Origin of the sequence: Pinibacter soli (genome assembly GCF_029961145.1) — a bacterium.
Taxonomy (GTDB): domain Bacteria; phylum Bacteroidota; class Bacteroidia; order Chitinophagales; family Chitinophagaceae; genus Pinibacter; species Pinibacter soli.
In genome coordinates this window covers 614,324-626,469 of sequence record NZ_JASBRG010000001.1, presented here as the reverse complement: position 1 = coordinate 626,469, position 12,146 = coordinate 614,324, and the positions used below count along the sequence as shown (strand labels likewise).

Here is a 12,146-nt window from a genome sequence, read left to right as displayed (position 1 = left end):
TACCAACTATCAACGCTTTCAAACCACCATAATGAGCATAGAAAAAAACAGGCTGGCTGAACACTATAAAGGAAAAGAAACATGGTTAAAATGGGGGCCATATTTGTCCGAGAGGCAATGGTCTACTGTTCGGGAAGACTATAGCCCGGATGGAAATGTGTGGAAGTATACCACTCATGACATGGCACGAAAATACACTTACCGCTGGGGCGAAGAAGGTATTGGTGGTATTTGTGATGATAAACAGCACCTGTGTTTTGCATTAACGTTGTGGAACAAAAAAGACCCGTTTATCAAAGAAATATTCTTTGGCATGGGAACAGATGGCAACCACGGTGAAGATGTGAAAGAGTTGTATTACTATCTCGACAGCACACCCACTCACTCTTACATGAAGTTTTTGTATAAGTATCCTCTAAATGAGTTTCCCTATGCAAAGCTGCGGGAAGAAAATAGTAAACGCACACGCAAGGATCCTGAATACGAATTGGTTGACACCGGCATTTTTGATAAAGATGAATATCTTGATGTGTTTGTAGAATACGCAAAAAAAGATGTCAATGATATTTGCATAAGAATAACAGCACATAATCGTAGCGCTAGTGAAGTGCAGGTGAATTTGCTGCCGCAGATTTGGTTCAGAAATGTATGGCAATACAGGCAACGAACAACCAAGCCTGTGATGATGTCTTCCAATATTGGCGGTATTTTGATAGATCATTTCCGCTTGGGAAAAATGATGTTTTATGCGTCTGGAGCCAACGAGTTATTGTTTTGTGAGAACGAAACGAATCCTTCTCTCTTTGGTAAAGAAACGGATCCGAATAGCTATTACAAGGATGGCATAAATGAATACATCGTACATGGAAACCTCAATGGTGTTAATCCGAAACAAACAGGAACAAAGGCCGCTTGCAACTACGATATTGCTATACCCGCGCATGAGAGCAAAACAATTTATTTGCAATTGACAGCAGGCCACGCATTGCAAAGCGAGAAAGCATACGATCATTTGTTTGATTTGCGAAAATCAGAAGCAGACGAATTTTACGCAGACATACAACGCCCCGTAACAGATAAGGAAGAGCGGGAAATTCAGCGGCAGGCCTTTGCAGGAATGATGTGGTCAAAGCAGTACTATTTTTTCAACATGTACTCGTGGTTGAATGGTGATCCGTCTCATCCTCCAGAAACGATCAATCGCATGTCCGTTCGCAATAGCGATTGGCCACATCTGCACAATGCCAATATTATAAGCATGCCGGATAAATGGGAGTATCCATGGTACGCCGGTTGGGATCTTGCTTTCCATTGCGTTCCGCTTGCTATGATAGATGCATCATTTGCCAAGCAACAAATTTTATTGCTTACGCAAGAATGGTACATGCATCCGAATGGGCAATTGCCCGCATACGAGTGGAACTTCAGCGATGTAAATCCGCCTGTACAGGCATGGGCAGCTATGCGTGTGTTTGAATTGGATGCACGTTATGCCGGTCAACCTGACTATGCTTTTCTTGAAGCGATCTTTCATAAACTCATGCTCAATTTTACATGGTGGGTAAACAGAAAAGATAGTAACGGCAACAACATTTTCCAGGGCGGATTTCTCGGCCTTGATAATATCGGCACATTTGACAGAAGCGCTGAATTGCCCACCGGTGGCTACCTTGAGCAAAGTGATGGCACCGGCTGGATGGCCATGTATTGTTTGAATATGTTGCGCATTTCATCCGAGCTTTCCACCTATAATCCGGTTTACCAGGATATGGCAACCAAATTTTTTGAACACTTCCTGTACATCGCAGAAGCGATGACCCATATTGGCGAGAAGAACATTTGGGATGAAGAAGACAGATTTTTCTATGACATCATAATGCAGCCAGACAACAGTACGATAAAGCTGAAAGTGCGTTCGTTGATCGGTGTGATTCCTTTGTATGCAGTGGAAGTTTTTGATCACGATGTGTTATTGAAGAATCCGCAATTCGCAAAACGTGCGAGGTGGTTGCTTGAAAACAGACCAGACATCGCGAGCCTTGTTTCTCGCTGGCGCGAGCCCGGTGTGGATCAAAAACATTTGCTCTCTATTTTGTTTGGCGACAAGCTTAAAAGTGTACTTGCAAGATTGCTGGATGAAGCGCAGTTCTTAAGTGAATTTGGCATCCGGGCCCTGTCAAAAGAATATGATGATAAACCATTTGAACTTGAATACTACGGCGTAAAATATTGTGTGCAGTATATGCCTGGAGAATCCGACATTGACATGTTTGGAGGAAACAGTAATTGGCGCGGTCCGGTTTGGTTTCCTGTAAATTATTTGCTCATAGAATCGCTGCTTAAATTTCATTATTACTATGGCGATAATTTCAAAGTGGAATTTCCAACGGGTTCCGGCAACTTAATGTCACTCGAAGAAGTGGCGACAGAGCTTAATGCAAGGCTCATCAATATTTTTAAAAAGAATGCGCAGGGCCATAGAGCGGTGTATGGCCACTATGAAAAATTGCAGAACGATCCACAGTTCAACAAGTACATTTTATTCTACGAATATTTTCATGGCGACAATGGCCGTGGAGTTGGCGCGTCCCACCAAACGGGCTGGACTGGGCTTGTAGCCAAAATGATTCAGCCGAGGTTTGAGTAATTTGAAAATTTGGGAGCCGCATATTACAGATGCCATGGTGCGTGCCCCCACGAACCATGGCCCAGTGAAAATTTGAAAATGAAATTGCGCGTCAGAACTTTCATTTAGATCAATATGGGAACAAATTATTCGAAACAGTTACAGTATTTGCATTCCGGACAAGGAAGTGGATGATATGGCTAAGTCTCTCCACAACCATATGGTCCCTGCGGATGCAAAGCTCTTCGTTCAAAAGTGGGCGGTCATGTTGTATGTGACAGCCACGCTCTCCCGAAGCGCATGAAATAAAGCCAGCATCGAAAACAATTTTTCTCCCTTTCTCATTAAAATTACTAAAGTTGCCAAAAGGATAGGCAAAATGTTTCGCCTCGCCACATCGGCTTTTAATGATATCAAATGTCTGATGGCAGTCGTCAATAAAGAAAGCTTCGTTTGAGGTTGAAACGTTAGTATGGTTCATTGTATGCGATCCTATTTCATGGCCCATACGTTGCAATCTATTGATGTCGTCCCAATTCATAAATTCAACCGCGGGACGCCACAATTGGCTTGCACAATATTTTTTGATCTCTTCATATGACGTAATTTCTACAGCAGCAGGGTTTATAAAAAAACAACTCTTTGCACCAAATTCACTTAGTATTTCCGCTGCTCTGATATTATTTTTAAATCCATCATCTGAGCTGATTGAAATGTAAGGTTTGTCAATTTCTCCCTTTAAAACTTTATCGACAGCCTCAGAGTAAGAAAGAAATTGATGGTTTTCGCTCAATTTTTTCAGTAGGGTTTCAAAACTCTTTTCTTCATCTTTGAATATATGATGGATGTATAAAAATTGAACGCGGGGTTTATTAAGCGGAGCCTCGATCCCTTTTGCCTGATCCAGCAGGTATAATGCATCCAGGGCAACAGACCTTAGGGACCCTCTTACTCCCTGAGGCAAGATCTCTTTAAGCTCTTTATATTTTTCTACATATTTCATTTACATATGACGGTTTAAGTTAGGGCAACCGTAAGGTTGTTAATGAGGTTGATAAACGTCTAGGTATTGTGTCACTACTTCATCAATTTGAAAACGTTTCGCGTTTTTTAAGCCGTTCGCAACAAGTTTTTTTGCAATTCGCTGTCGTAAATAATTTTTTCAATGCCTTGTTTTATGTCTTCGACACTAAAGGGATCAACTAGTACAGCAGCGTCTCCCGCAACATCTTTCATCGGCGAAAGATTGCTGGTCAGTACCGGCCTTCCAATTGCATTGGCTTCAATGATCGGTAGGCCGAAACCTTCGTAAGTAGAAGGGAAAATAAGAACATCGCACTGCCTGTACTTTTCGATAACTGTTTCATAAGAGACGCCATGAATAATATTCGTATCGATGTTTTGATTTTTTATGAACGCACTTTGAGCGTCATTTATTTTACCGATGATCTCAAGCTTGCAGGTAATATCTTTTATTGCTTCAAGAACCCTGTCAAGATTTTTGTTTTCGGTGGAACCAATGAACAGAAGAGATGGTTTGGATTGATTAAAAGGCTTTTCTCTGTAAGTAAATCGCGGGTCAATGAAGTTGTTAATCACTTTGATTTTGTTTTGGCTGTGGCCAATAATTTTACCCAGTTCTTCTTTTGTTTTCTCTGAAATAACAGTGATAACATCTGCTTTCTTCATCGGTAAATCATACCATAGCCAGCGTATGACCCAGTATTTTAATGAACGTTTCGACAGCGTGGTTAATGGCACACAGTCATGAATCGTAAGCACGTTCAGGTTTTTCCTGCTGCAACCAAGAATAGTATAGTGAATATCGCCGGTGATATGATTTACAGTTCCCTGGTTGCGACGAACGAAGGAAGTGTTTTTTAGAATGTTGGCAAGACTCGAAAAAAAAGGAACCGTTTGACAGTTTGCATGTGCTCCATATCTTTTCTCGTTTGCATTAATGTTACCCGCTATCGCTTCAAACAATTGTTCTATACTAAAGAAATCGGGATTTTTTTTTCTTGAGAAAAAATTAATCTGCTGCATCAACTCTTTTTTAATTTTAATATTTGGCCCTGCTGCCAGCAAATATATAAAACCGTGCTACGTTTATTTTCTTAATTTCTTGTAGATGTTGATAGCAGCTAATAAAACAACGATGAAGCCGATCATTCCTATAACTGCCCATACCCAGCTCAAGGCGCTTTTCACTACAACGAGTACAATAATAGCAACCAACAAAACAGTAGCCACCTCATTCCACATGCGCAGTTGCTGGGAAGTGTATTTGAAAACGCCTTTCATCTCTTGTTTGAAAATAGAATGGAGAGTAAAATGATAAACATATAGAAGAATGACAAAGCAGACCTTTATCAAAAGCCATCTTCCACCCTCAGAAAATAGAAGCGCTCCCCAAGGTCCGGTATACGATACCAGTAATCCGAGAATCAGCGTAATGATCGCAGAGGGCCAGGTAATACCATACCAAAGTCTTTTCATCATCACATTGAATTGGGCGCGTAACACGTCGCGTACTTCCGGAGATTTATCACCGGCTTCGGTGTTGTAGATAAAAAGGCGCGGCATATAGAAAATGCCTGCAAACCAGGTAACAACAAAAATGATGTGAAAAGCCTTCAGATAGAGGTTGGCCATGTGCGGGGGTTTAATGGTCAAATGTAAAAAGTCAAATATAAAAAGCCAAAAGCAAAAAGTCAAAAGTGAGTCGGACAGTTCACGGTTGCCGCTTGCCTCACTTTTGACTTTTTACTTACTTTTTGGCATTTCTTACCATCCCAATATCCATGCGAACATCAGCGGCGCTACAATCGTAGCATCACTTTCTACAATGAATTTTGGTGTATGAATATCAAGCTTGCCCCATGTGATTTTCTCGTTTGGAACAGCGCCTGAATAAGAACCATAAGAAGTTGTAGAATCTGAGATCTGGCAGAAATAGCTCCAGAAAGGAACGTCGTGCCACTCAAGATCCTGGTACATCATAGGAACCACACAAATTGGGAAATCGCCCGCAATGCCACCACCGATCTGGAAGAAACCTACGCCTTTGCCGGCAGAGTTATTTTTGTACCAGTCAGCCAGGTAAACCATATACTCGATACCGCTTTTTACGGTACTTGCTTTCAGTTCATTTTTAATAACATAGCTGGCGAAAATGTTTCCCGTAGTGCTGTCTTCCCAACCCGGGCACACAATAGGAATGTTTTTTTCTGCAGCAGCCACGATCCAGCTGTCTTTAGGATCGATCTCGTAGTACTGTTTCAAATCGCCGCTCAACACGGTTTTATACAAAAATTCGTGCGGGAAATAGCGTTCGCCTTTCGCTTCTGCATCTTGCCATTGTGCAACAAGGTGTTTTTGCAAACGGCGGAAAGCTTCTTCTTCAGGGATACATGTATCGGTAACGCGGTTGTAGTGGTTCTCAAGCAGATCCCATTCGTCCTGCGGTGTAAGATCACGATAGTTAGGCACACGTTTGTAGCTGTTGTGCGCCACAAGATTCATTACATCTTCTTCCAGGTTGGCACCGGTACAGCTGATGATATCCACTTTCCCCTGGCGTATCATTTCTGCAAGGGAAATGCCCAATTCTGCGGTGCTCATGGCACCGGCAAGGGTAATCATCATTTTACCACCTTCCAAAAGGTGTTGCTCATAACCCTTTGCTGCATCCATTAAAGCGGCTGCGTTAAAGTGGCGGTAATGGTGTTCAATAAACTGGGAAACAGGACCTTTACTCATTTCAAAAGTTTTATTTGTGTGTATAACAGGCCGCAAATTTAGGCATTTCGGAGGATGAAAAGGAGAATTTGTGGTTATGGTTTTGTGAGGGCTGATGGATAAGTACGATGTACGGTGTACGAAATGCTTTGAGGTGCTACCCGCTAACGAATTTCATACACCGTACTTCGTACATCGTACATTTTCTTGCACCTGCGCAAAAAAACGGGCCTGTTTCCAGAACCCGTTAACGATCAACAAAACCCTCAGCTCGATTAATATTTTTTGAATTTTTGATAAACACTCCATTCAGAAATATTGGTACTTTTCAAAACCAATTCATGATCTGCATTTTCAAGTGTTGCATAGTAAGTTGTACCCTCGCCGTTTGCAACTTCACTAATATTGGTGATCCAGAAATCACTATAACTTTGCTTCAGATCCGCAGAAAGAATAAGCGGTAACTCTGTAGATAATAAACTTCTTGTGATGCTATAAAGCTTTCCATCTGTATCGTAATAGGCGCACACTGCACGACCATCGAGCGTAAAACAAACTTTTTCTCTTTCGCCAACTTTAGACCAGTTTACATTGGTTGCTTGTTTAAATTGTTTATTAAAATTCGCTTGTGCATTGCTGATAGGATTAGCAAATGCGCTAATTGTAATGATAAGTGCCAAAAGGCTTGCTATTAAGGTTTTCTTTTTCATAAAAAAGAATTTAAAGTATGATAAAGTAGTTGTTTAAAATGATGCTTGTTTAGTTGCTTGTTTGTATTAGTAGGTCTTGAATTTTTTAACCACGGAAAGACTTCCCGAAGGAGATGCTTGTACAATAACAGATTTGCATTGGCTCACCATTGTGATAAAGTAAGATGTTTCATTTCCGTTGTTATATTCAATAGCAGTGCGAATAAGGAAGTTGCCATATTTTTCCTGCAGGCTTTTTGAAATTAACAGAGGCATGTTTCCTTTATTGATGAAGCGGGCAGATCCAATAAGCTCGCCATCCTCGTTGTAGTAAGCATTGAATAGCTCGCCGTTATAACTAAACTCTGCCTGGTAAACCGTTTCCTCAAGAGCTTTCCATTGCACATTTATAGCAGTGCTGAAATCTTTTTTAAATGAGTTAAGAATTTTTTGATTCACGTTGATCGCATAACTGAAACTGCTGAAGGAGATGAATAATGCAGCCAGTATTAATAGCTTTTTCATAATAAGAAATTTAAGGTTCTAATGATTGTGTGTTGTTTGAGGAATAGGACGCAACAAATGTAAAAACGTTACAAGCCCTTTAAATAAATTATTGACCGATGGAGATTTTATTTTTACATGAAAAGAAATTTTGTTCGCAAGATAATTTGCTGAAAAATGAGTGAACGCTGAAATGCTTACCAATACTGCATTTGAGATTGTTTCTTAATTAAAAGATAAATGCTGTTAAGCATGCGTTAAATTAAAATTGTGGTGTCAGCTGTAAACTTTTTTCGAAAATGTTTTTCAAAGTTGTAACCGCATTTTTATCCATGGTTTAAAAAAGTGTATCAATACCGTACACCGCGAACACTTCGCTGGCAAAGGATTTGGAGGAATTGAAAGTTGAAAGTTGGAAATTGAAAATAGAGAAAGGAACGCAGATTTTCATGATTGTGATGATTGATCAAGATTTACTGGTCGAGTTGATGCTGGCATTAATATCTGATTTCAAAATCATAAAAAATCATGATGATCATGAAAATCTGCGTTCCTTCCTCCATTTTCAACTAATCCCTACCTTTGCTGAAATTTAATTGTTACACCTTTAAATAATTACATATGCCAGGCTTTGAATTTTGGGGCGCAGAAGAGAGAAAGGAAGTAAACGATGTGTTGGAAACGGGGATTCTGATGCGCTATGGCTTTGATGGTCCTCGTAAGGGTCATTGGAAAGCAAAAGAATTGGAAACTGAAATCTGCAAAACATTCGGTGCTTCATATGCGCAACTTACAAGCAGCGGAACATCGGCACTAACTACTGCAATGGCCGCTTTGGGTATTGGTGCGGGCGACGAAGTGATCATGCCTACTTTCACATTTGTGGCAAGTTTCGAAGCTGTTCTGGGCGTTGGTGCTGTGCCTGTATTGGTAGATGTTGACGATACGCTTACATTAAATCCCGCAGCAGTCAAAGCCGCAATTACTCCAAGGACAAAATGCGTAATGCCTGTGCATATGTGCGGCAGCATGGCAGATATGGATGCGCTGATGGCAATATGTAAAGAACATAATCTTGTATTGTTGGAAGACGCATGTCAAAGTATCGGCGCTAGCTACAAAGGAAAAACACTTGGAACCATTGGTCACGCGGGTACCTATTCATTCGACTTTGTAAAAACAATCACCTGCGGTGAAGGCGGTGCGGTGGTTACGAACAGCGAAGATGTATATATCAAATGCGATGGTTATACAGATCACGGGCACGATCACAAAGGAGTTGACCGTGGAGCAGACTTGCATCCGTTTATAGGGTTTAACTACCGTATATCAGAGCTTCACGCGGCTGTGGGTTTGGCGCAGATCCGCAAGCTGGACAAGTTCCTGGAAATACAAAAGAAAAATCATGCATTGCTGAAAGGCATTTTGAGCCAGATTCCTGAAATCAGTTTTAGAAGACTTCCTGATCCTCAGGGCGACAGTTGTACTTTCCTAAGCTGGTTCCTGCCAACTGAAGAGATAGCGAAAGGAGTGGTGGCAGAATTAAAAGCACAGGGAGTTTTGGCCGGTAACTTTTACTGGTTCGATAACAACTGGCACTACATTCGCAAATGGGATCATCTTAAAAATGTGCATACGCTTAATCCTCAAACAGAGGCGATCAACGCAATGCTGAAATCGTACGCTACGAAACAATTTGCTGCAAGCGATGCTATCATGAGCCGCTGCATATCATCTGCCATTAGCTTAATGTGGACAGAAGAGCAGATCAAGGAAAAAGGCGCGAAGATTGTTGAAGTTGTAAAGTCTGTTTTAAAGAAACAAGGCGCAACAGCATAGGCTAACCAGTTTTCTATATATACTGCCGATTGGTCAAACAATATAGACCAATTTCGACTTCGTCTCATTGTTCTATTTGTTTGATCCATCGGCATTAAGAGGTTTTGAAATTTATTAAGGAACGTGTAAAATAAATTTCAAAACCAAGTAAAAGGCCCGGCGAGTTAAAAACTGCCGGGCTTTTGTTTTTTTCCTTTTTTTCGTTCAGCTATTGTGTGTTAAGATTTGTAGTAGCTTTTCTTTGCGTCATAGATCGCATTGTCGCGTTCCTGTTTTAATTCACGAACTTTTGCTTTCCTTTCTTTGCGATCTAAACTGTCATCCATTTTTACCGACTTGATTCTGTCGGCATAGTCGTGCTTAATATCTTCTACCTGCATATCAAGTTTGGATGGTCTTGAATAACTATTATATCCATATCCATAAGGTGGATAACCATAGAAGGGCGCACCATAAAAACCATAAGGATAGATCGGCGCATAACCACCAACGATTACAGTATGTGGCCTGTAATATCCTCCTCCGTGTACAACTTTTTGAGCTGAGGCCACTGAGACAAATACGAAGGATAGGATTACAATTATTAGCTTTTTCATAATGAGTACCTTTTCACAATTAGATGCGAAAAAAGGGCAAAAGTCACATGAAATAACGCGGATAACTAAATAATAACGACTGTTAAAGAAATTAAGAATTAGGAATTAGGAATTCGTTCGCAGCTCGTAGAGACGCATTGAATGCGTCTTCCACCATTACAATCTATTTTCCCTCCAATTTATTTACATAATCCAGCGACCCCAATCGAAACCTAAACGGGACAGAGGTGGTGTTTTGAAATTGCAGTTCTTTTTTGCAGAAAAATCCCAAGCGTTGGTAATAGGCGGAATAGGGGATTGGGAGGGTATAAAAATTGTTGCCGGAAGTGCTGTTAGAAAGGTAATAAACTGGTTGAAATACATTGAAATGAGGGGAAAATGGGAAAATGACAATTTTTTTATCCTCATATTTAAAATTTTTAACCAGCGTAATGCGTTCCGGCGTAAAAAAATACTTCTCCCGGTAAGGCCCTGTGGCTAAAGGTTTTGTCTGACCAAAGGCGCCATACTGGGAAAAAGTTATGATTAATGAAAGAATTTTAAAAAATCTTTGCATTTGTTTTTTAGCTTAATATGTAAATTTACGGCAAGATTTTTGTGGATGGCGCGCCTTTTTTAATTTTTTTTATGTTTCTGCCACCCCAAAAACCTAATAGGAATCATGGCACTTAGTCAAAGTTTACAACAGAAATTACTACAAAAGTTATCACCTCAGCAAATTCAGTTGATGAAGTTGTTGCAGGTTCCTACGGCCAATCTTGAACAAAGGATCAAAGAAGAGCTGGAGGAAAACCCTGCGTTGGAAGAGGGGGATGATAAATTTGAGGAAACATTCACAGAAGAGTCGCAGGACGAATTTTCAAGCGATTCAGACGACGATAATTACGAGGAACCGGAAGAAAGCTACGATAATATCGATATAAGTGAGTATGTACAAGACGGCGATGATGAGGTTGCGGATTATAAATTGCGCGACGATAATTATCCCGACGCAGACGACAATAAAGTAGTTCCGCATAGAGTGGAAACAAGTTTCCATGACATGCTGACGGCTCAACTCGGGCTTTTAAAACTTGACGATCGTACTGCGAGAATAGCGGAGCAAATTGTAGGAAGTATAGATGACGATGGTTACCTCCGTAGGGAAACTACTTCTATTATGGACGATCTTGCATTCAGACAAAATATTGAAGCTAGCGAAGCTGAAATAGAAGAGCTTATACGTAAGATACAGCAGTTTGATCCTCCGGGAGTTGCGGCACGCGACCTGCAGGAATGTCTTCTATTGCAATTGCACAGAAAAACACGTGGAGGTAAACCTGTGCAAAAGGCTATCGATGTGTTAACCAACTACTTCGATGAATTTACAAAAAAACACTACGATAAGATCCAGAAAGGTTTGGGCATTGACGATGAAGGGCTGAAGGAAGTGATTCAGCAGATCATAAAATTGAATCCTAAGCCAGGTGGAAATGTAGGCGAGGTGAACAAGGCGGAAAGTTATGTAGTGCCCGACTTTTTCATTTTGAATAATAATGGAAAACTTGAACTAACACTGAACTCGAAGAATGCACCAGATCTTCGTATCAGCGAAGGCTACCGCGACATGCTGAAAGATTATGAACGCGGTAGTAAAAAAGACAAGCGCCAAAAAGAAGCCGTTCTTTTCATTAAGCAAAAAATAGATGCAGCCAAATGGTTCATTGATGCCATCAAACAACGCCAGCAAACGCTGATGATGACCATGCAAACCATTATGGATTATCAATATGAATTTTTCCTGACCGGCGACGAAACAACCCTGCGTCCGATGATCCTGAAGGATATTGCAGAGCGCACCGGGCTTGATATTTCTACTATCAGCCGTGTGGCCAACAGTAAGTTTGTGCAAACGGAATTCGGTACCTACCGGCTGAAGTTTTTCTTTAGTGAATCATTGAGTACCGAAAGCGGAGAAGAAGTTTCCACACGCGAAGTGAAAAAGATATTGAGCGATATGGTTTTTGGCGAAGCCAAGAAAAAACCACTTAGCGATGAAAAACTAACTGAAATGCTTCAGGAAAAAGGTTATAACATTGCACGCAGAACGGTAGCCAAATACAGGGAACAATTGAACATTCCGGTGGCCCGTTTGAGAAAAGAACTCTAATA

10 protein-coding genes are annotated in these 12,146 nt (G+C 40.8%); 3 read left to right on the top strand and 7 right to left on the bottom strand.

The genetic code is table 11. The features are described 5' to 3' along the window. The first annotated feature begins 31 nt into the window (after window positions 1–31). Entirely contained in the window at window positions 32–2,647 is a 2,616-nt protein-coding gene (locus tag QJ048_RS02420) for an MGH1-like glycoside hydrolase domain-containing protein (RefSeq protein ID WP_282332734.1), read from the top strand. A 109-nt stretch (window positions 2,648–2,756) separates the two neighbouring features. Here QJ048_RS02420 and QJ048_RS02415 read toward each other — a convergent pair whose 3' ends face one another. From QJ048_RS02415 to QJ048_RS02390, 6 genes are all read right to left on the bottom strand, one after another. Then, window positions 2,757–3,629, bottom strand: coding sequence for a polysaccharide deacetylase family protein (locus QJ048_RS02415; protein WP_282332733.1), 873 nt, complete (start codon window positions 3,627–3,629; stop codon window positions 2,757–2,759). A gap of 107 nt (window positions 3,630–3,736) precedes the next feature. Further along, entirely contained in the window at window positions 3,737–4,672 is a 936-nt protein-coding gene (locus tag QJ048_RS02410; protein ID WP_282332732.1) for a glycosyltransferase family 4 protein, read from the bottom strand. A gap of 63 nt (window positions 4,673–4,735) precedes the next feature. After that, the gene (locus tag QJ048_RS02405; RefSeq protein ID WP_282332731.1) at window positions 4,736–5,281 is read right to left on the bottom strand and encodes a CopD family protein; all 546 of its coding nucleotides are present in this window, start codon (window positions 5,279–5,281) and stop codon (window positions 4,736–4,738) included. Between the two features lie 132 nt (window positions 5,282–5,413). Further along, a complete protein-coding gene (locus QJ048_RS02400; RefSeq protein ID WP_282332730.1) occupies window positions 5,414–6,388 on the bottom strand; it encodes a deoxyhypusine synthase family protein in 975 nt (324 codons plus the stop codon). A 254-nt stretch (window positions 6,389–6,642) separates the two neighbouring features. Further along, window positions 6,643–7,077 carry a hypothetical protein gene (locus QJ048_RS02395; RefSeq protein WP_282332729.1) on the bottom strand — a complete coding sequence of 145 codons (435 nt, stop codon included), beginning with the start codon at window positions 7,075–7,077 and terminating at the stop codon, window positions 6,643–6,645. Window positions 7,078–7,143: 66 nt separating this feature from the next. After that, complete coding sequence (locus QJ048_RS02390; protein WP_282332728.1) at window positions 7,144–7,581, bottom strand: hypothetical protein; 438 nt, start codon at window positions 7,579–7,581, stop codon at window positions 7,144–7,146. A gap of 600 nt (window positions 7,582–8,181) precedes the next feature. On the opposite strand from QJ048_RS02390, the gene QJ048_RS02385 reads away from it, so the two are divergent. Next, window positions 8,182–9,399: a DegT/DnrJ/EryC1/StrS family aminotransferase gene (locus tag QJ048_RS02385; protein ID WP_282332727.1), complete on the top strand. Its 1,218-nt coding sequence runs from the start codon at window positions 8,182–8,184 to the stop codon at window positions 9,397–9,399. Window positions 9,400–9,617: 218 nt separating this feature from the next. Here QJ048_RS02385 and QJ048_RS02380 read toward each other — a convergent pair whose 3' ends face one another. Beyond that, window positions 9,618–9,995 carry a hypothetical protein gene (locus tag QJ048_RS02380; protein ID WP_282332726.1) on the bottom strand — a complete coding sequence of 126 codons (378 nt, stop codon included), beginning with the start codon at window positions 9,993–9,995 and terminating at the stop codon, window positions 9,618–9,620. Between the two features lie 661 nt (window positions 9,996–10,656). Between QJ048_RS02380 and rpoN the strand changes: the two genes are divergently transcribed. Continuing rightward, entirely contained in the window at window positions 10,657–12,144 is a 1,488-nt protein-coding gene (gene rpoN, locus QJ048_RS02375) for an RNA polymerase factor sigma-54 (protein ID WP_282332725.1), read from the top strand. Window positions 12,145–12,146 lie beyond the last annotated feature (2 nt).